The 18,923-nt window shown below is 73.2% G+C and carries 21 protein-coding genes; 14 read left to right on the top strand and 7 right to left on the bottom strand.

The features are described 5' to 3' along the window. Positions 1 to 47 precede the first annotated feature (47 nt). Entirely contained in the window at positions 48 to 1,847 is a 1,800-nt protein-coding gene (locus tag ACFV8H_RS33250) for a bifunctional metallophosphatase/5'-nucleotidase (protein ID WP_380407367.1), read from the top strand. 88 nt (positions 1,848 to 1,935) lie between these two features. Here ACFV8H_RS33250 and ACFV8H_RS33245 read toward each other — a convergent pair whose 3' ends face one another. The 5 genes from ACFV8H_RS33245 to ACFV8H_RS33225 form a co-directional block, all read right to left on the bottom strand. After that, a complete protein-coding gene (locus tag ACFV8H_RS33245; RefSeq protein WP_380407365.1) occupies positions 1,936 to 3,309 on the bottom strand; it encodes an ATP-binding protein in 1,374 nt (457 codons plus the stop codon). A 107-nt stretch (positions 3,310 to 3,416) separates the two neighbouring features. Next, positions 3,417 to 4,187: a response regulator transcription factor gene (locus ACFV8H_RS33240; RefSeq protein ID WP_380407363.1), complete on the bottom strand. Its 771-nt coding sequence runs from the start codon at positions 4,185 to 4,187 to the stop codon at positions 3,417 to 3,419. A 112-nt stretch (positions 4,188 to 4,299) separates the two neighbouring features. Continuing rightward, positions 4,300 to 5,508, bottom strand: coding sequence for a S1C family serine protease (locus tag ACFV8H_RS33235; protein WP_380407361.1), 1,209 nt, complete (start codon positions 5,506 to 5,508; stop codon positions 4,300 to 4,302). Between the two features lie 129 nt (positions 5,509 to 5,637). Further along, positions 5,638 to 6,696 (bottom strand): LacI family DNA-binding transcriptional regulator, encoded by a 1,059-nt coding sequence (locus ACFV8H_RS33230; RefSeq protein ID WP_380407359.1) that lies wholly within the window; start codon positions 6,694 to 6,696, stop codon positions 5,638 to 5,640. A gap of 137 nt (positions 6,697 to 6,833) precedes the next feature. Then, positions 6,834 to 7,565: a winged-helix domain-containing protein gene (locus ACFV8H_RS33225; protein ID WP_380407357.1), complete on the bottom strand. Its 732-nt coding sequence runs from the start codon at positions 7,563 to 7,565 to the stop codon at positions 6,834 to 6,836. Between the two features lie 654 nt (positions 7,566 to 8,219). Here ACFV8H_RS33225 and ACFV8H_RS33220 point away from each other — a divergent pair. The 7 genes from ACFV8H_RS33220 to ACFV8H_RS33190 all read left to right on the top strand — a co-directional run bounded on the left by ACFV8H_RS33220 (position 8,220) and on the right by ACFV8H_RS33190 (position 12,955). Next, positions 8,220 to 8,513, top strand: coding sequence for a MoaD/ThiS family protein (locus ACFV8H_RS33220; RefSeq protein WP_380407355.1), 294 nt, complete (start codon positions 8,220 to 8,222; stop codon positions 8,511 to 8,513). Positions 8,514 to 8,518: 5 nt separating this feature from the next. Further along, on the top strand, positions 8,519 to 9,976 hold the full coding sequence (locus ACFV8H_RS33215) for a hypothetical protein (RefSeq protein ID WP_380407353.1): 1,458 nt from the start codon (positions 8,519 to 8,521) through the stop codon (positions 9,974 to 9,976). Positions 9,977 to 10,108: 132 nt separating this feature from the next. Beyond that, positions 10,109 to 10,831 carry a DUF2993 domain-containing protein gene (locus ACFV8H_RS33210; RefSeq protein ID WP_375888778.1) on the top strand — a complete coding sequence of 241 codons (723 nt, stop codon included), beginning with the start codon at positions 10,109 to 10,111 and terminating at the stop codon, positions 10,829 to 10,831. Positions 10,832 to 11,088: 257 nt separating this feature from the next. After that, a complete protein-coding gene (locus tag ACFV8H_RS33205; protein ID WP_350517234.1) occupies positions 11,089 to 11,169 on the top strand; it encodes an Ms5788A family Cys-rich leader peptide in 81 nt (26 codons plus the stop codon). A gap of 253 nt (positions 11,170 to 11,422) precedes the next feature. After that, positions 11,423 to 12,259 (top strand): sulfurtransferase, encoded by an 837-nt coding sequence (locus ACFV8H_RS33200; RefSeq protein WP_375888776.1) that lies wholly within the window; start codon positions 11,423 to 11,425, stop codon positions 12,257 to 12,259. Positions 12,260 to 12,296: 37 nt separating this feature from the next. Further along, the gene (locus tag ACFV8H_RS33195) at positions 12,297 to 12,587 is read left to right on the top strand and encodes a DUF1416 domain-containing protein (RefSeq protein WP_030288989.1); all 291 of its coding nucleotides are present in this window, start codon (positions 12,297 to 12,299) and stop codon (positions 12,585 to 12,587) included. A gap of 101 nt (positions 12,588 to 12,688) precedes the next feature. Beyond that, positions 12,689 to 12,955, top strand: a complete 267-nt coding sequence (locus ACFV8H_RS33190) for a hypothetical protein (RefSeq protein WP_380407391.1) — start codon at positions 12,689 to 12,691, stop codon at positions 12,953 to 12,955. A gap of 4 nt (positions 12,956 to 12,959) precedes the next feature. Here ACFV8H_RS33190 and ACFV8H_RS33185 read toward each other — a convergent pair whose 3' ends face one another. Beyond that, positions 12,960 to 13,322, bottom strand: coding sequence for a DsrE family protein (locus tag ACFV8H_RS33185; protein WP_375888771.1), 363 nt, complete (start codon positions 13,320 to 13,322; stop codon positions 12,960 to 12,962). Between the two features lie 369 nt (positions 13,323 to 13,691). Between ACFV8H_RS33185 and ACFV8H_RS33180 the strand changes: the two genes are divergently transcribed. The 3 genes from ACFV8H_RS33180 to ACFV8H_RS33170 all read left to right on the top strand — a co-directional run bounded on the left by ACFV8H_RS33180 (position 13,692) and on the right by ACFV8H_RS33170 (position 15,838). Beyond that, positions 13,692 to 14,294 carry an FABP family protein gene (locus ACFV8H_RS33180; RefSeq protein WP_375888866.1) on the top strand — a complete coding sequence of 201 codons (603 nt, stop codon included), beginning with the start codon at positions 13,692 to 13,694 and terminating at the stop codon, positions 14,292 to 14,294. Positions 14,295 to 14,373: 79 nt separating this feature from the next. Beyond that, on the top strand, positions 14,374 to 14,856 hold the full coding sequence (locus ACFV8H_RS33175) for a Fur family transcriptional regulator (RefSeq protein ID WP_380407351.1): 483 nt from the start codon (positions 14,374 to 14,376) through the stop codon (positions 14,854 to 14,856). A 19-nt stretch (positions 14,857 to 14,875) separates the two neighbouring features. Then, a complete protein-coding gene (locus tag ACFV8H_RS33170; protein ID WP_375888864.1) occupies positions 14,876 to 15,838 on the top strand; it encodes a YgfZ/GcvT domain-containing protein in 963 nt (320 codons plus the stop codon). A gap of 85 nt (positions 15,839 to 15,923) precedes the next feature. Here the strand turns inward: ACFV8H_RS33170 and dtd are convergent, their stop codons facing one another. Further along, on the bottom strand, positions 15,924 to 16,364 hold the full coding sequence (dtd, locus tag ACFV8H_RS33165; RefSeq protein ID WP_375888765.1) for a D-aminoacyl-tRNA deacylase: 441 nt from the start codon (positions 16,362 to 16,364) through the stop codon (positions 15,924 to 15,926). 482 nt (positions 16,365 to 16,846) lie between these two features. On the opposite strand from dtd, the gene ACFV8H_RS33160 reads away from it, so the two are divergent. The 3 genes from ACFV8H_RS33160 to ACFV8H_RS33150 all read left to right on the top strand — a co-directional run bounded on the left by ACFV8H_RS33160 (position 16,847) and on the right by ACFV8H_RS33150 (position 18,826). Next, positions 16,847 to 17,464, top strand: a complete 618-nt coding sequence (locus ACFV8H_RS33160) for an ABC transporter substrate-binding protein (RefSeq protein ID WP_380407350.1) — start codon at positions 16,847 to 16,849, stop codon at positions 17,462 to 17,464. Between the two features lie 74 nt (positions 17,465 to 17,538). Next, positions 17,539 to 18,498 carry an asparaginase gene (locus ACFV8H_RS33155; RefSeq protein ID WP_380407348.1) on the top strand — a complete coding sequence of 320 codons (960 nt, stop codon included), beginning with the start codon at positions 17,539 to 17,541 and terminating at the stop codon, positions 18,496 to 18,498. A 118-nt stretch (positions 18,499 to 18,616) separates the two neighbouring features. Then, positions 18,617 to 18,826, top strand: coding sequence for a dodecin (locus tag ACFV8H_RS33150; RefSeq protein WP_375888757.1), 210 nt, complete (start codon positions 18,617 to 18,619; stop codon positions 18,824 to 18,826). Positions 18,827 to 18,923: the final 97 nt, after the last annotated feature.

The raw sequence follows: 18,923 nt of genomic DNA, 5'->3' as shown, positions 1-18,923 counted from the left end.
GCGCGCTCCGCCGCCCGCGTGCTCCTCCGAGGTGCAGGGGATCCCTCATGCTCACCGTCAGATCCCGACGGGCGGCGTTCGCCGTCGTCGCCGCCGCAGGTCTGTTCGGCACGGTGGTCGTGCCGACGGCCGCTCAGGCCGCCGACGCCAACGCCAAGCGTCACAAGACCGTCAACCTCCAGCTGCTGGCGATCAACGACTTCCATGGCAACCTGGAGCCCCCGGCGGGCTCCTCCGGCACGATCAAGGAGATCGACCCGGCCACCGGCAAGGAGGTCTCGACCCCGGCCGGCGGCATCGAGTACCTGGCCACCGAGCTGCGCAAGGCGCGGATCCCGGCCGACGACTCGATCACCGTCGCGGCCGGCGACATCGTCGGTGCCAGCCCGCTCACCTCGGCGCTGTTCCACGACGAGCCGACCATCGAGGCGATGGACAAGCTCGGACTGGACGTCACCTCGGTCGGCAACCACGAGTTCGACCAGGGCGCGACGGAGCTGCTGCGCAAGCAGGAGGGCGGCTGCCACCCGACCGACGGCTGCTACGAGCCCGGCCGGACCTTCAAGGGCGCCAACTTCAACTACCTGTCGGCCAACGTCACCGACGAGCAGTCCGGCAAGCCGCTGCTGCCGCCGTACTGGGTGACCAAGTCGCAGGGCGTCAAGATCGGCTTCATCGGCGTCACCCTGGAGGGCACGCCGAACATCGTCACCGCCGAGGGCGTCAAGGGCCTCAAGTTCGCCAACGAGGTCACCACGATCAACAAGTACGCCGCGGAGCTCAAGGCCAAGGGCGTCAACTCGATCGTCGCGCTGATCCACGAGGGCGGCTACCCGGCCAGCGGCGTCTACAACTACGACTGCGGCGCGGCCGGTCAGGGCATCTCCGGCCCGATCGTCGACATTGCGAAGAAGATCGACCCGGCGGTCGGCGCCATCGTCACCGGCCACACCCACAACGCGTACGCCTGCAGCATCCCCGACCCCAACGGTGTGCCGCGCTCGGTGACCAGTGCCGCCTCCTTCGGCCGGCTGTTCACCGAGATCGACATGAAGCTGGACAAGACCACCGGCGAGATCGTCCGCCCGTCGGTCAAGGCCGAGAACCACGTGGTGCGGCGCACGGTCGAGAAGGCCCCGGACATGACGGCGCTGATCGACCACTACTCCAAGCTGGCCGCCCCGAAGGCCAACCGGCCGATCGGCTACATCGCCTCGGACATCAACGGCCGGGGCAGCAGCGACCTGGAGAAGCCGCTCGGCGACGTGATCGCCGACGCGCAGCTGGAGGGTCTCGCCCCGGCCGACAAGGGCGGCGCCCAGGTGGCCTTCATGAACCCGGGCGGGCTGCGCTCCGACCTGGTCCACAAGGCCTCGGGCAGTGAGGGCGACGGCGTGGTGACCTACGGCGAGGCGTTCACCGTCCAGCCGTTCACCAACATGATGCAGGTCAAGACGCTGACCGGCGCCCAGCTGGTCCAGTTGCTGCAGCAGCAGGTGAGCGGTCTCAACGACGCGGCGCCGAAGATCCTCCAGGTCTCCTCGAACCTCCACTACACCCTGGACATGCGCAGGACCGGCGCGGCCCGGGTGGTCCTGGACTCGATCCGGCTGAACGGCGCACCGGTCGACCCGGCCGCCAAGTACCGGGTCGCCGCCAACGAGTTCCTGGCCGGCGGCGGCGACGGCTTCCCGGCCTTCGCGGCCGGCACCGACAAGCTCGTCGGCGCCTCCGACCTGGACGTCTTCACGGCCTACCTGACGGCCCACAGCTCGGCGGCCTCGCCGTTGAAGCCGCCGGCGCAGGACCGGGTCAAGGTCCTCGGCCCGGGCAGCGACATCGACTGACCGAGAGCCGGACACCGGCCCCGGTGACGGGGCCCGGGACGGGCGGGGCGCTGTCGGGGCGCCCCGCCCGTCCTGCCGTTCCCGGCGGCTACTCGGGGGCGGGGCCGCCGGGAAGTCGTACGGTCGCCAGCGCGCCGGGGCCGCCGTCCTGGGCCGGGCCCAGCGTGACCTCGCCGCCCGCCTCCCGGACGCTCTGCGCGACGATCGACAACCCCAGGCCGGAGCCTGGGAGTTGACGCGAGGACGGGGAGCGCCAGAACCGGTCGAAGACGTACTGGAGCTCGTCCGGCGGAATGCCGGGACCGTGGTCGCGGACGGTCAGCACGCCCTGCTGGAGCCGGACCTCGATGGTGCCGGCGGGCGGGCTGTACTTCACCGCGTTGTCCAGCAGGTTGATCACGGCCCGCTCCAGGCCCGCCGCGTCGCCGTGCGCGTACCAGGGCTCGACGGTCGTCTCGAAGACCAGCCCGGGGCCGCGGAGCTTCGCCCGCTCGACCGCGCGCCCGGCGATCTCGTGCAGGGCGACCACGGTCAGGTTCGGGCCGGCCTTCGGGGTGTCGGGGCGGGAGAGCTGGAGCAGGTCGCCGATCAGCACGGTGAGTTCCTGCATCTGGGCCTTCATGTTGCCCAGCAGCTTGGTCTTGGTCGCCGGGGGCAGCGGGCGGCCGGTGTCGTTGCTGCGGATCAGCAGGTCGACGTTGGTGCGCAGGGAGGTGAGCGGCGTGCGCAGCTCGTGGCCCGCGTCGGCGATCAGCCGGGTCTGGCGCTCGCGGGAGTTGGCGAGGGCGGTGCTCATCGAGTTGAAGGACGTGGACAGCCGGGCGATCTCGTCGTCCCCGTTCACCGGGATGGTGCTGCCGACTTCCTCGGTGCGGGCGATGTGCTCGACGGCGTCGGTGAGTTGGTCGACCGGCTTGAGGGAGGAGTGGGCGACCAGGCGGCCGGCGACGGCGGCGAGCAGGATGCCGCCGAGGGAGACGGCGCCGAGGAGGATGGCGAGGCCCTGGAGGGATTCCTCGATGGGCTGGGTCGGGGTCGCGACCATGGCGACGGTGGGCTGCGAGACGTGCTGCACGGAGCTGAGCCGGACGAGCGCCGGGTCGCCGTTCGTGTAGTGCCCGTCCCGGACGATGTACTGGCCGGGCTTGAGCTGAAACGCGGCGGCGTCCTCCGGCTTGATCACGATCGCCCGGTTCGAGCCGGGGGGCAGGCCCACGCCGTTCGGGGTCACGAACTGGGTGTCGCGGGGTGCCGCACCGCTGAACTCCGGTGTGCCAGGACGGGGTTGGTTGGCGGCGAGCGCGGCTTCCGGGTTCGCGTACAGGTTGAGGTTCTTCCCGACCATGGCGGGGGGTGCGCTGACCAGGTCGGTCTTGACCTGGCTGTACAGCTGCTTGTCCACGATGAACCAGCAGGCCAGCGCGGACAGCGCGATGGCCACGGCCACTGCGGCCGCGCTCATGAAGGTGAGGCGACCGCGCAGGGAGCGGGAGCGGTACCACTGGACCACGCGCTGGCGTCTGCCGGGCACCACCCGCGGCGGGGCCAGCGGCGGGGGCGGAACAGCGTTCACGCGCTGGTGCCGGCGGCCGGGCGGAGGGCGTAGCCGACGCCGCGGACGGTCTGGATGAGGCGCGGCATGCCGCCCTGCTCGGTCTTGCGGCGCAGGTACATGACGTACACGTCAAGGGAGTTGGAGGAGGGCTCGAAGTCGAAGCCCCAGACCGCCTTGAGGATCTGTTCGCGGGTGAGGACCTGCCGGGGGTGTGAGAGGAACATCTCCAGCAGCATGAACTCGGTGCGGGTGAGTTCGACGGGCTTGCCGGCCCGGGTGACCTCGCGGGTGGCGGTGTTCATCCGCAGGTCGGCGAAGGCGAGGACCTCGCTGTCGTCCTCGGCGGCGGCGCGGGCGGCGGCCTCGGTGGCGAGGGCGTTGCGGCGCAGCAGGGCGCGGACGCGGGCGAGGAGTTCGTCGAGTTCGAAGGGCTTGGCGAGGTAGTCGTCGGCGCCGACGTCGAGCCCGGTGACGCGGTCGCCGACGGCGTCGCGGGCGGTGAGCATCAGGACGGGGACGGTGTCGCCGCGGGAGCGCATCCGGCGGACGGCGGTGAGGCCGTCCATCCGCGGCATCATGATGTCCAGCAGGACGAGATCGGGCTTGTCGCGCTCGACGGACTCCAGGGCCTCGTAGCCGTCGGTGGCGGTGGCGACCTCGTAGCCCTCGAAGGCGAGGCTGCTCTCCAGGGCGTCCCGGAGGGCGGGTTCGTCGTCGACCACGAGGAGCCGGGCGGAGGGGTGGCCGGCCTCGGCGGGGGTGCGGTCGTCGGCGGACGGGGTCATGGGCTGCTGCCCTTTCTCGTCGGGTGGAGGGCCCGCTGTCGGGTCTGCTGGGTCTGCTGCTGGTGGCAATTGTCCGCCTCGCGGACGTTCACCGGCTCCTACGGATTGTGGCTCACAGGCTCTGGCCGGATTCGAGCTTCGGCAGGACCTGCTTGATGTCGTTCATCGGGATGGCGAAGCCGAGACCGACGCTGCCGGCGCCGCTGCTGCCCGAGGAGCCGGAGCCGCTGGGCGCGTACATCGCCGAGTTGATGGCGATGACCTGGCCGTTGGCGTTGATCAGCGGGCCGCCGGAGTTGCCGGGGTTGAGGGCGGCGTCGGTCTGGAAGGCCTTGTAGGTGGTGCTGCTGCCGCTGTTCTGCTGCTGCTGTTGGGCGCCGCCGCCGCGCAGGCCGGGCATGCCGGGCAGGAACGGGAGGCCGAAGCCGCCGTTGCCGCTGGTGGAGCCCTCGTCGAGCTGGACGGTGACGTCGCGGTTCTCGGCGCTGATGATGCCGGAGGTGACGGTGCCGGTGAGGCCGTCGGGGTTGCCGATGGCGACGACCGGGTCGCCGATGGCGACGGTGGAGGAGTCGCCGAGGACGGCGGGGGTGAGGTTCTTGGCGCCGCTGGCGGTGATCACGGCGACGTCGAGGTTCTTGTCGGTGCCGGTCACGGTGGCGGGGGCGGTGGAGCCGTCCTTGAAGGTGACGGTGATCCGGCCGCCGGCCGACGCGCCGTCGATCACGTGGAAGTTGGTGAGGATCTGGCCGTCGGCGTTGAGGACGACGCCGGTGCCGGTGGCGGTGCCGTTGCTCTCCTTGACGGTGATCTGGACGACGCTGGGCGAGACGGCGGCGGCGATGGCGGGCACGTTGGCGGTGCCGTCGGTGCGGGCGGAGACGGGGCTGGCGATCGTTCCGACCCGGTTGTCGGAGGACTGCCGGTCGGCGGCGATGACCCCGCCGGTGACCCCGCCGATGACGGCGGCGATCGCGGCGACGGCGGTCACCAGGGCGAGCCGCCCGCGCAGCAGGCCGCGCCGGGCCCGGCCGCCGTGGCGGCCGGGGCCCTCGGGGCCGGAGGGGTGGCCGAGCAGCGTCGGGGGCTCGGGCGGCATCGGCGGCGGAGGGGGCGTCGCGCCGAAGGCGGCACCGGAGTGGTCCTGGTGGTGGCCGTACCCGGCGTACGGGTCGGTGCCGTCCTGGTGGTGGCCGTACCCGGTGCGCGGGTCGGTGCGCGGGTCGGTGCCGTCGGTGTCGGAGCCCAGCACGGTGCCCTCGATGACGCGGGGCTCGTACGGACCGTACTGCTCGCTGGGGTTGTGCCGCTGTTCGCTCATGCCGACCAAGTTCCGCCCGGTGGATGAGGACGGGATGAGAAGCGGCTCAGAACGCGGCGAGAAGCCCGTTGACTTCTCATAAAGCCTGGTCAGGCAGCTCTTGGAGCGGAACCGGCGGTTCCGCTCCGGCTAGTCCAGCGGGGCCCGGTCGGGTGCGGCCCCGCCGCAGCCGCAGGAACGGCGGATGACCAGGCGGGACGGGAACTTGCGGACCCGCTCGGTGTCCGAACCGGGCACCATCAGCGAGTCGTCCAGCACCAGGTCCACGGCGGCCCGGGCCATCGCGTCGCGGTCGGAGGCGACGGTGGTCAGCGGCGGGTCGGCGAGCGCGGCCTCGGGCACGTCGTCGAAGCCGGCCACCGCGAGGTCCTCGGGGACGCGCAGGCCGACCTCGCGGGCGGCCCGCAGCACGCCGATCGCCTGGTCGTCGGTGGAGCAGAAGACGGCCCGGGGCCGGTCGGGCGAGCGCAGCAGCCGCAGCGCGACGTCGTACGCGCCGTAGCGGTGGAAGGGGGCGTCGATCAGGTGCGGTTCGGTGGGGATGCCGTGGGCGTCCATGGCGCGCTGCCAGCCCTCGACGTGGTCGATGACCGGGTCGCCGGGGGCGGGGGACTCCACCGGGCCGCCGAAGCAGGCCACGTACGGGTGCCCGTGCACCTCCAGCAGGTGGCGCACGACGGCCTCGGCGCCGCCCACGTCGTCGGTGACCACCGCGACGTCGTCGATCGCCTCGGGGCGGCGGTGCAGCAGCACCACCTTCGCGCCCTCCATCGCGGCGAACTCCTCGGCGGCGCGCTGGGAGGGGCCCTGGCTGACCAGGATCAGCCCGGAGACCCGCATGCCGAGGAAGGCGCGGACGTAGTGGACCTCGCGGTCGTCGACGTAGTCGGAGTTGCCGATCAGGACGAGCTTGCCGCGCTCGGAGGCGGCCCGTTCGACGGCGTGGGCCATCTCGGCGAAGAAGGGCTGGCGGGCGTCCGGGACGACCATGCCGATCAGGTTGGTCCGGCGGGAGGCCATCGCCTGGGCGACGCTGTTCGGCCGGTAGCCGAGCTGTTCGATCGCCGCGAGGACCTTCTCCCGGGTCGCGGGCGCGACCGGGCGCGGCCCGTTGTTGATCACGTAGCTGACGACCGCGGTCGAGGTCCCAGCCAGTCGGGCTACATCGTCGCGCGTCACCTTGGCCACGGGGGGAGTCTACGCGTGTGGTCCCCGGGGCGGCAGTGGGAGCTGGGGCCGTTCCGGGGCGGGACCGGGAGCAATCCGGACGAGCCGGACGGGCCGACGGCCCGCCCGACCCGCCCGGCTCCTCGGGCCGGTCCCCGTCAGGCCTCCAGTGGGGCCGAGGGGCGCTGGGAGAGGTCCGGACGCTCGCTCTTGTCGGCCTTCTCCGGGACGACGAAGCGATAGCCGACGTTGCGCACGGTGCCGATCAGCTGCTCGTTCTCCACGCCGAGCTTGGCGCGCAGCCGCCGGACGTGCACGTCCACCGTGCGGGTGCCGCCGAAGTAGTCGTAGCCCCACACCTCCTGGAGCAGCTGGGCCCGGGTGAAGACCCGGCCGGGGTGCTGGGCGAGGTACTTGAGCAGCTCGAACTCCTTGAAGGTGAGGTCGAGCGCCCGGCCCTTGAGCTTGGCGGAGTAGGTGGCCTCGTCGACCGAGAGGTCGCCGTTGCGGATCTCCATCGGGCTGTCGTCGGCGGCGACCTGGAGGCGGCCGAGCGCGAGCCGCAGCCGGGCCTCGACCTCGGCCGGGCCGGCGGTGTCCAGCAGGACGTCGTCGATGCCCCACTCGGCGGTCACGGCGGCCAGGCCGCCCTCGGTGACCACCAGGATCAGCGGGGAGCCGATGCCGGTGGAGCGCAGCAGCTGGCACAGGCTGCGGATCTGCGGCAGGTCGCGCCGCCCGTCGACCAGGATGACGTCCGCGCTGGGGGTGTCGACCAGGGCGGATCCCTCGGCGGGGGCCACCCGGACGTTGTGCAGCAGCAGGCCGAGGGCGGGTAGCACTTCGGCGGACGGTTGCAGTGCGTTGGTGAGGAGGAGCAGTGAACTCATACCCGGGGGTCCCCTTTCCGGGTCGTCGCGGTCGCGCCCAGGCTGCCGCCGCAGCCGGTGGGCGCAGGTGCTGAGGGGAGGGGGGAGGACGCCCCGGGGGTCTCGTGGGAGCACTCGGCGCACCGGGGGTCCCGCAACCCGCGGCGCACCGTTTCTGCCCTGTTCATCCCGCGAACCCTCCGGTCTGGTCCGGTCCCGGGTGGCGGCCCGGTGCCGGGTGGCGACACCCCGGCAGGCCCGGCACGTCCTTGTGCCGCGAGAGCGGGGCGGTTCCCGCGATGCGCCGGGGGTGGGCCGACGAATCGCACGAACGTCCGTACTGGCGTCCTGAAAGCACAAAAGGACCCGGGGGCGACTCTGCCCGGATCCCTCTTGGAGGTCGAGGATAGCCGACCGCTCCGCGTGCCGGGAGTGCGCGAATCCGACGGTTCGCCCAATCCGGGCGTGCGCCGGGTGAGCCTGGCCACAGCTTCGAGCGCCGCTGCGGGCCGGTCGGGCCAGGGCGATTGCCGCTCGCACCGGCGGACACGCCATCATGGGACGCACATCGGCGGCGCTGCCCGGGTCCATCGTTCGAGTGGTCGGGGCAGCTCCGGTGGCGAGCCGGACCGGGTCACCGGGGCCGGGCGAGGACGAACGGAATGGGGTGGCCCGATGGGCGCGACCACCGAGCCCGCGAGCGGCGCCCGGGCGCGCGGGACGATCCGCTACTGGGCGGCGGCGAAGTCCGAGGCCGGGCTGGCCGAGGAGCCGTACGAGGCGGCGACCCTGGCGGAGGCGCTGGCCACGGCCAGGCAGCGGCACGCCGACCGGCCGAAGCTCGTCCAGCTGCTCGGGCACTGCTCGTACCTGGTCGACGGCGCGCAGGTCGGCGGCCGGGACCACGCGACGGTGGCCCTGACCGAGGGCGGGACGGTCGAGATCCTCCCGCCGTTCGCGGGAGGCTGAGCGGCGTGACGGACATGAACGACCCGAACCACGGCGGCGGCTACGGCAACTGGCCGCAGCAGCCGCAGCAGCCCTATCCGCATCCGCAGCAGTACCAGCAGCAGCACGCGCCGCAGCACCCGCAGCAGCCGCAGCACCCGTACGGCTATCCGGTGGACGACGCCGACGCCACCACCGTGCTGCCGCCGGTGCCCCCGCTGGACGACGCGGCGACCACGCTGCTCCCGCCCGTCCCGCCGCTGGACGACGCGGCGGCCACCACGCTGCTGCCGCCGGTGACGGTCTCCGGCGCGATGCCGGTCGCCCCGCCGCCGCAGTACGGCCGGCCGCCGGTGCAGCAGCCCCCGGCTGCGCAGCCGTACCCCCGGCAGGGCCCGGCGCAGCCGTACCCGCCGCAGCCTCCGGCGGCGCAGCCGTACCCGCAGTCGTACCCGCCGCAGGCCCCGCCGCCGCCCTCCCGGGCGCGGCACGCGGCTCCGGCCGGGGCGCCCGCCCCGGCGCCGCGGACCGCCCCGCAGCAGGGTTTCCCGGAGCACGGTGCCCCGCAGGGCGCGCCGGTCGGGCATCCGGCGGCCGCAGTGCCGCCCGTCGGGGCGCCCGACGCCGGGCCGGGCTTCGACCCGCCGACCATGACGCTCAAGCGCCCGGACCTGCCCGCCACCCCGTCGTACGGCGCCGTCCCGGTGCAGCCGGTGCCGGGCGTCCCGTTCCCGGGGGCCCTGTCCCCGGCCGCGGCAGCGGCCCCGGGCGGTCGGACCGGTTCGCCGATCATCGATCCGGGCCTCCAGCCCGCCCTGATCACCGCCGCCGTGGCCGCGCTGCTGGCCGGCGGTGCCGCGCTGGGGCAGGTGGCGCTGGCCCTGGTGGTGGCGGCGCTGCAGCTGCTCACGGCGGCCGGCTGGTTCCGGCTGAACGGCATGTGGCCGGCCCGGCAGGGCATCCTGCTGGCCGCGCTGTCCGGGCTCACCGCCGACGTGGCGGTGCTGCTGGCGGACGCCGACGGCGGTGCGGCGGCCGTGGTGGGCGCCCTGGGCGGGTTCTTCCTGCTGGTGCTGGTGCTCCAGACGTTCCGCCCGTCGGACCCGAAGGAGCGGTTCTACGCGCTGACGGTGCTGGGGTCGGCCACCGTGGTGACGGCGCTGTGCACCACGCTGCTGCTGGCCGACTGGGTGCCGGCGGGGGTGGGCGCGGTCGCGCTGGCCACCGTGCTGGCGGCGGCTCCGCTGCCCGGGCCGAAGCAGCTGGGCCCGGTGCTGGGTCTGGTCGCCGCGGTGCTGCTGGGCCTGCTGGTGGGTGCGCCGCCGGCGCTGGGCGCGCTCGCCGGCGTGGGGGCGCTGGTCGGCCGCCGGGTCGCGGCGTACGACTTCCCGTCCCGCTTCGTGCACATGACGGCGGGCGTCGCGCTGCCGCTGGCGGTGGCCGCGCCGCTGATCTGGATGGCCACCGGGCTGCTGGCCGGCTGAGTCGGGTACGTCACGACCGCGTCCCGCCCCGGAACCACCGTCCGGGGCGGGACGTCGTACGGTCGTGCGGGAGGGTCGCGCCCGGCGCGGCTCCGGGACGGACGACGGCGACCGGCGACGACGGGGGACACGATGCGCGGATGGCTGAAGGCGACGATCGGCCTGGTGGTGCTCTCCGGGCTGCTGGTGGGCGCGGACCGGATCGCGGTCGGAGTGGCCGAGGACGAGGCCGCCGACCAGCTGGTGAAGAACGGCCGGATGAGCCAGCGCCCGGACGTCACGATCGAGGGCTTCCCGTTCCTCACCCAGGTGGTCTCGAAGAAGCTGGACGACGTCCGGATCTCCTCGGACGGGCTGACCGTCCGGAACAACGGGCAGCAGGTGGCGCTGCACTCCTTCAAGGCGAAGCTGTCCGGGGTCGAGGTGAGCGACAGCCTGAACAGCGCCACCGTGGACAGCGGCGCCGGCAGCGGCGTGATCAGCTACCAGGACCTCGCCCAGCTGCTGCCCCCGGCCTCCCAGCTGATGGGCGGCGCCTCGCTGCCGGTCGGCGGCAACGCCCGGCTGAGCCTGTCGTACGGCGGCCCGGGCAAGGTCAAGGCCTCGCTGGGGCCGGTCTCGGTGGGTGAGGCCACCGTGCATAACACGGGCAACACCATCACCGTGGACGGTCTCAAGCTGAGCTCGCTGGCCGAGATGGTCGCCGGGCTGGGCAACCGGAAGATCGAGCCGGCCAGCTTCACCCTGGACTCGATGCCGGCCGGCCTCCAGCTGGCCGCGAAGGACGGCGTGGCGCCGCTGCCGGAGGGCCTCCAGCTGTCCTTCGAGGGCAAGGACGTCAAGCTGCTGGGCTGACCCGCCGCCCGCCTGCTGCCCGCCCGCCGGCCGCCGCCGGCCGTTCCGAAGGGGCACCCCCCGTTCCGCTCCGCGAGACGCGCTGTCCAGCGCGGACCGCGGGGCGGTGTCGTTTCCGCCCGTTGTGGGCCGTCGGCGGGGGCCGGCCCGCCGCCCGGCGGGCCGCACCGAGGGCGAATCCCAGTATCCGGTCGTTCTGGTCTCGACATTCGATACGCTGATGACAGCGGGCCTCCGGTGTCCTTAGCATCGTCGGCATGAAGCGACAGACGGATCTCACGAAGCGGCGGGCGGTCGACCTGTGCCGCGTGGCCGCCTGTCTGTGTCGAATGCGCTGAGTCGGCATTCTGGCAGGGCAGTTCGTGCCCGCCGCCGACCTTCCGGTGACCTCGTCCGGCCCTCGGGGCCGATGGTCCCCGCCGTACTCCGCAGTCCTCCGCCCGGTCGTCCCGGTTCTCCTCCTCCGTCCCATCATTCGGACAGGATTTCGGACCGCCTCCGTTCGGGCACCCCGGCAGCACCCCGGCAGCACCCCCGCTGAGCAGCTGAGCAGCACCTTCCGCAAACCGCCCTCGGATGGAGAACACCACCATGAGCCGCAGCGACGTCCTGGTCGACGCCGACTGGGTCCAGGCCCGCCTGGACGACCCGAAGGTCGTCATCGTCGAGGTCGACGAGGACACCTCCGCGTACGACAAGAACCACATCCGCAACGCCGTCCGGATCGACTGGAAGCAGGACCTCCAGGACCCGGTCCGCCGCGACTTCATCGACCAGGCAGGCTTCGAGGCGCTGCTCAGCGCCAAGGGCATCGCCAACGACGACACCGTCGTCCTGTACGGCGGCAACAACAACTGGTTCGCCTCGTACGCCTACTGGTACTTCAAGCTGTACGGCCACGGCGACGTCCGCCTGCTGGACGGCGGCCGCAAGAAGTGGGAGCTGGACTCCCGCGACCTGGTCGCCGAGGTCCCGGCCCGTCCGGCCACCGCATACCAGGCGCAGGCCGTGGACTCCTCGATCCGCGCCTTCCGCGACGACGTGATCGCCGCCATCGGCACCCTCAACCTGGTCGACGTCCGCTCGCCCGACGAGTTCTCCGGCAAGCTGCTCGCCCCGGCCCACCTCCCGCAGGAGCAGTCGCAGCGCCCCGGCCACGTGCCGAGCGCCCGCAACATCCCGTGGGCGAAGAACGCCAACGACGACGGCACCTTCAAGAGCGACGACGAGCTCAAGGCCCTCTACGAGGCCGAGGGCATCGACCTGGCGAAGGACACCATCGCCTACTGCCGGATCGGCGAGCGCTCCGCGCTCACCTGGTTCGTGCTGCACGAGCTGCTCGGCCAGGAGAACGTGAAGAACTACGACGGCTCGTGGACCGAGTACGGCAGCCTGGTCGGCGTGCCGATCGAGCTCGGCAGCAACTGAGCCCCCGGCTCGACCCGTAAGTCAGAAGGAGACAGACATGTGCGGTGCGAAGGCCGGCGGGCCGGACCTGGCAGGAGTTGACGTGGCGAACGAGACGATCATCCAGGGTTCGGTGACCCGCGACGGTGAGCCGGTCAACGGCTACGTCCGGCTGCTGGACGAGAACAACGAGTTCACGGCCGAGGTGCCCACCTCGGCGACCGGCCAGTTCCGGTTCTTCGCCCGCCCGGGCAAGTGGACCCTGCGGGCGCTGGTCCCGGGCCAGACCGTGGACCGTCAGGTGGTGGCCTCCCAGGGCACCGCCGTCGAGGTCGCGATCGCGGTCTGACCGGCACGGACGATCACGCCGAGGGCCCCTGCCGCGCGGGGGCCCTCGGTCGTACCGTGGAAGACGTGCAGACGAGGCGTCGGCGGCGCTACTACTACGCCATGATGGGCGTGTGCCTGGGCCTGTTCGTCCTGGCCTGGGGCGTGGTGCGGTTCTTCTCGGTGGGAGCCGCGGTGGGGCTGTGCGTGGTCGCGATGGTCATCCCGCCGGCCGCCGCGGTGTTCGCCAACAAGCGGGACCCGGACGACGACTGGTGGAACGACCCGCGCTGGGAGGACCCGAAGTGGGACGAGCCCGGCCACGACCGGGACCGCCCCGACCGGGACCGCCCCGACCGGGACCGCCCCGACCACGAGGAACGCCCGTAGGGCGTCAGTAGACGAGCGCCTGGACGTTGTCCGCCATGATCTCGCTGACGAAGACCTGCGCCCCCGCGATCCGGACGCCCTCGACGGTGTCCTTCTGGGTGATCCCGCGCCGGGCCGCGCACTGGGTGCACAGCGTCACCGAGCCGGAGGCCAGGATCGACTCCAGCAGGTCCGGCAGCGGTGCGGCGTGCGGCAGCTCGAACTCCGCGGCCCTCCCCGGCACCGCGAACCAGGAGGACTCCCCGGTCAGCCACAGCGAGACGTCGATCCCGCTGGCGACGGCCACGGCCGCCACCGTGAAGGCCTGTGAGCACCGCTCGGGCGCGTCCGCACCGGCGGTCACCTTGATGACGAGCTTCTTCGACATGGCGCCACCTTAGAGGTCCCGCCGCCCCCGTCCGCCGTCATCGTGGAATCCCGTGGGCAAACCTTGAACGGCGCCCGGGGGAGGCGGCGCGGCGGCTACGCTGCGGCGCGGAAGCCGACGTGGTGGGGCTCACCGCGACCGACCGTAGCCCTCCGGATAGAGTGAGCGCGAGCAAAATCCACCACACTGTCGCCGCCTGGGAGCCCCCCGTGTCCGGTCTGGAAATCTTCTTCGACGGTCTGCTGGCCCTGATGGCCGTGCTGATCACCTGGTTCGCCATCTTCTCGGTGATGAAGCTGTACCAGGGCCAGCGCTGACCCTGCCGTACGGTTGAGGCAGACCGCACCGACCACGACAGCGACCAGGAACATGATCGAGATCCCCTCTGACCTCCACAGGGACGTCGTCCCGCTCGCCTTCCTCCTTGGTACCTGGGAGGGCGCGGGCGTCTACGCCCCTCTGCCCAATGAGGCGGGCCCCGGCACGGAGAAGTGCAACTTCGGCCAGGAGATCGTGATCCGTCACGACGGCCGCCCCTTCCTGGAGTTCCGCTCCCGCACCTGGGTGCTGGACGAGGAGGGCGAGAAGGTCCGTCCGCTGGAGAACGAGCACGCCTTCTGGCGCATCACCAGCAACCACGACGGCACCAGCGGCGTCCGCGGGATCGAGATCTCCTCGGTCCGCGACGACGGCACGGTCGAGATCTGGTACGGCGAGCTGGCCGACGGCAAGCCGCAGGTCGACGTCTCGACCGACGCGGTGGCCCGGATCGAGGGCTCCCCGGAGTACTCCGGCGGCAAGCGGCTGTACGGCTTCGTCAACGGCGAGCTGCTCTGGGTCGGCGAGAAGGCCGCCCCGAACGTGCCGCTGCGCCCGTACATGTCCGCGCAGCTCAAGAAGGTGCTCAGCCCGGCCCAGCTGATCAAGGACATCAACGACCTGCCGGACGACGGCATCGCCTTCTTCAAGTAGGCCCGTCCCGGGACGTTCTGCGTACGAGGTAGGGACCGGCCGCCGGCCGGTCCCTACACTTGTCCCAGGACCCCCGACCTTGGCAGGGACAGAAACCGTGGCGGACACCGGCACCACCGACTGGCAGCTCTCGGGCGACTGGAAGACCGACCTGCGCGAGCGCGGCTACCGCCTCACGCCGCAGCGGCAGCTGGTGCTGGAGGCCGTGGACGCCCTCGACCACGCCACCCCCGACGACATCCTCTGCCACGTCCGCAAGACCGCCAGCGGCATCAACATCTCCACCGTCTACCGGACCCTGGAGCTGCTGGAGGAGCTGGGCCTGGTCTCGCACGCCCACCTCGGCCACGGCGCCCCGACCTACCACCTGGCCGGCCGCCACCACCACCTCCACCTGGTCTGCCGGGACTGCGAGAAGGTCACCGAGACCGACACCGAGATCGCCCAGCCGCTGATCGACCGGCTGCGCGAGCAGCACGGCTTCGACACCGACCTCAAGCATTTCGCCATCTTCGGCCGCTGTGCCGACTGCGCCGCCGGGCGGGCCGACGAGCGGTCGTAAGCTGGCCGGTATGACCGGTGTGAAGAGCCCGCTGCTTGCCCTGCCCGGAGCCGTCCCCGCCGAGGGGGCCGACGAAGGCGTCGCCGCCCACTACGGCGACATCTTCCGCGAGCAACGGAACCTGTCCCGGGGCACCGGCTTCGTCGACCTCTCGCACCGCGGTGTGCTCACCGTCACCGGCGCGGACCGCCTCGCCTGGCTGCACCTGCTGCTCACCCAGCACGTCAGCGGGCTGGAGCCGCAGCACGCCACCGAGGCGCTGGTGCTCTCCCCGAACGGGCACGTCGAGCACGCCCTCTACCTGGTCGACGACGGCACCACCACCTGGGCGCACGTCGAGCCCGGCACCCAGGAGGCGCTGATCGGCTACCTGGAGAGCATGAAGTTCTTCTACCGGGTGGAGGTCGTCGACGCGACCGCCGACTACGCCGTGGTCCACCTGCCGGCCGGCTCCACCGGCTCCGTCGAGGGCGCCGCCGCCGTCCGCGAACTCCCGTACGGCCGCGACCTGTTCGTGCCGCGCGCCGAGCTGGCGGAGCGCACCGCCGGGTACGGCCCGGCGGCCGGCGTCTGGGCCTACGAGGCGCTGCGGATCGAGGGCCACCGGCCCCGGCTCGGCTTCGAGACCGACCACCGGACCATCCCGCACGAGGTGGACTGGCTGCGCACCGCCGTCCACCTGCAGAAGGGCTGCTACCGCGGCCAGGAGACCGTCGCCCGGGTGCACAACCTGGGCCGCCCGCCGCGCCGGCTGGTCTTCCTGCACCTGGACGGCACCGAGGAGACGCTGCCCCCGCACGGCACCGAGGTGCGGCTGGCCTCCGACCCGGACGGCCGGGCGCTGGGCCTCGTGACCTCCTCGGCCCGGCACCACGAGCTGGGGCCGATCGCGCTGGCGGTCGTCAAGCGGAACGTGCCGGTGGACGCGGTGCTGCTGGCCGGCACGGTGCCGGGCACCCAGGACGTGATCGTCCCGCAGTAGGCCGGGCAGGGGCCGGGGCGGGCCGGGGCGGGACCGGGGCCTCACGGCGCCGGCCCGGGGCCCGGCCCTCGGGCGCTCCGGGGCCTCAGACCTCGACGAGGACGGTGAACGGGCCGTCGTTCACCAGCGCCACCTGCATGTCGGCGCCGAACCGGCCCGTCTCCACCTTGGCGCCCAGCGCGCGCAGTTGGGCCACGACCTCGTCCACCAGCGGTTCGGCGACCGGCCCGGGGGCGGCGGCGGTCCAGGTGGGCCGACGGCCCTTGCGGGCGTCGCCGTAGAGGGTGAACTGGCTGATCACCAGCAGCGGGCCGCCGATGTCCGAGCAACTCTGCTCCACGCCCTCGCCGTCGACCGGCAGGATCCGCAGCGTCCAGAGCTTGCGGGCCAGTTGGGCCGCCTTGGCCGGGGTGTCCTCGTGGGTCACGCCGACCAGGACGCAGAGCCCGGGCCCCTCGATCGCGCCGACGGTCTCTCCGGCCACGGTCACCCGGGCCTCGGTCACTCGCTGCACCACTGCTCGCATGCCGCCATTGTGCCGGAGCACCGGGGCGCGCCGTGGGGTCTCGGGGGAATCCGGGGGCGTACACCCGGGGCGCGCACAAGGGTGGCGCACGCCGTGCAGTGCGCGCCTGCGCAGGTTCGGGCGCTGCTCCTGCTGCGGAAAGGCCCGGTCATATCAGCCACCCCCGTTCGCCAGGGGGCCGTTCGGGTGCACGGGCGGTGCGCGCGCGCCGGGTGGGGTGGCACGCTGGGGGACCGCACGAAGGCCCGGCGCGCCTGGAGGTCCGCCGCACCGGGCCGGGTTCGGCCGGGCGGTCGAGCCGGTAGGTCAGGCGTTCTGTCGGGGTCGCCCCGGCGGGTGGTCCCGGCCGGGGAGTGGAACCCTTCGGGGCCCCCGGGCGTGCCAACGGACGGGACGCACGAGCCCGTCGGGGGACGGGCCGGGCCGGCGGCAGGGACGGGGTGCCGCGAGCGGGCGGGATCGGACGACGGCAGGTGGGCTGGATGATGGACGCGAGCAGCGCGGCGTGGAGCCGTTCCGGACCGGTGGCGCAGGCCGCCGGGGACCGGTCCTGGACGGCCGTCCAGGGCGGTGAGCCGGACTTGGAGGCGCTGGGCCTGGACCAGCTGCGGATCCTGCGCCGGGAGACCCTGGCGCAGGAGGCCGACCTGTCCTACCTGCGGCGGCTGCTGCACGGGCGGATGGACATCCTGCGCGCCGAGCTCGACCGGCGCCCCGGCGGCGGCCCCGCCCACCCGTCCCCGGCGGTCGGCGAGGAGCCCGGCGGTGACCTGCTGGACCGGCTGCCGGCCATCCTGACCGACGCGCCCTCCACGGTGCGGCGCTCGGCCCGGCACGTCACCCTCGGGCCGCCGCGCACCCAGGAGTCCCAGCTGGAGGCGGACGCGCTGATGGGCGACGTCCAGCTCGCCGACCTGGCGGCCCACCCGGCGGAGGAACTTCTGGCCGCCCTGGAGCGGCTGCGTGCCCACGAGCGCGAGGTGTCCGGCCGCCGCCAGCGGCTGCTGCGGACGGCGGACGGTTGCAACGCCGAGATCACCCGCAGGTACCGTGATGGGGAAGCACGGGTCGACGACCTGCTCTCGGAGAGGCCGCTCTAGACCGGGTGAGTCGTCGCGGGGTGGGTGGGGTCCGGCTTCCTCCCGGCCCACCCTCGCCCCCGGAAGGCTCCGCGATGTCCCAGTCCGCCACCCCGCCCGTGCTCGCCGAGGTCATACGCTCGGGCTTCACCGAGGGCCGGCACCACGGCTCCCTGGTCCTGCTGGCCGCCGACGGTTCGGTGGAGTTCTCGCTCGGCGACCCCGACGCGCCGGTCTTCCCCCGCTCGACCGCCAAGCCGTTCCAGGCGATGGCGACCCTGCGGGCCGGGCTGGCGATCGAGGGCGAGCTGCTGGCCCTGGCGGCCTCCAGCCACTCCGCGGAATCGTTCCACCTCGACGGCGTACGGGCCATCCTGAGCTCCGCCGGCCTCGACGAGTCCGCCCTGCGCACCCCGGCCGACCTGCCCCTGGACGAGACCGAGGCGGAGCTGCTGCTCGCCGCCGGCGGACGGCGCGCCCCGATCCTGATGGACTGCTCCGGCAAGCACGCCGGCTGGCTGGCCGCCTGCGTCGCCAACGGCTGGGACACCGAGACGTACCTCGACCCGGCGCACCCGATCCAGGAGCTGGCCCGCGAGGCCCTCGCCGAGGGCACCGGCGAGACCCCGGCGCACACCGGGGTGGACGGCTGCGGCGCCCCGCTGCTCGCCGTCACGCTGACCGGCCTGGCCCGCGGCTACCGCCGCCTGGTGCTGGCCGGGGAGGGCACCGCGCAGCGGCGGGTGGCCGACGCGATGCGCGCCCACCCCGAGTACGTGGCCGGCACCCGCCGGGCCGACACCCTGCTGATGCGGTCCGTTCCGGGCGCGCTCTCCAAGATGGGCGCCGAGGCCGTCCAGGTGGTCGCGCTGGCGGACGGCCGGGCCCTCGCCTTCAAGATCGACGACGGCTCCGAGCGGGCCCGCGGCCCGGTGCTGGCGGCGGCGCTGCGCCGGCTCGGGGTGACCGGCGCGGACGACGCGGTCGAGCGGATCGGCGCAGCCCCGCTGTTCGGCGGCGGCGCCCCGGTCGGCGAGGTCCGCGCGGCCTTCTAGGAAGCGCCTCGGCGGATCCGGCTTCCGGTCGGCCTTCGGTCGGCCGTCGTCGGGGTGCGGGCGGGGCGGGGGCGGTGCACGGTGGACGGGGGCCGTCGCACAGCTGAGGGAGTCCGCCATGACCGACCACGTGTACCGGGTGACCGAGATCGTCGGGTCCTCGACCGAGAGCGTCGCCTCGGCCATCCGCAACGGGGTGGAGCGGGCCTCCCGGACGCTGCGCAACCTCGACTGGTTCGAAGTCACGGAGATCCGCGGCCACATCGAGGAGGGCCAGGTGAAGCACTACCAGGTCGGGTTGAAGGTCGGCTTCCGGCTGGAGGACTGAGCCTCCCCGAACGCCTCCCCGAACGCCTCCTCGAACGCCTCCCGGAACGGCAGGGGCCGGGGCCCGCGGATCGGTCCGCGGGCCCCCGCCCCCAGGC

This window comes from Kitasatospora sp. NPDC059827 (genome assembly GCF_042731675.1).
Taxonomy (GTDB): domain Bacteria; phylum Actinomycetota; class Actinomycetes; order Streptomycetales; family Streptomycetaceae; genus Kitasatospora.
This window is presented reverse-complemented; position numbering and strand designations above follow the sequence as displayed.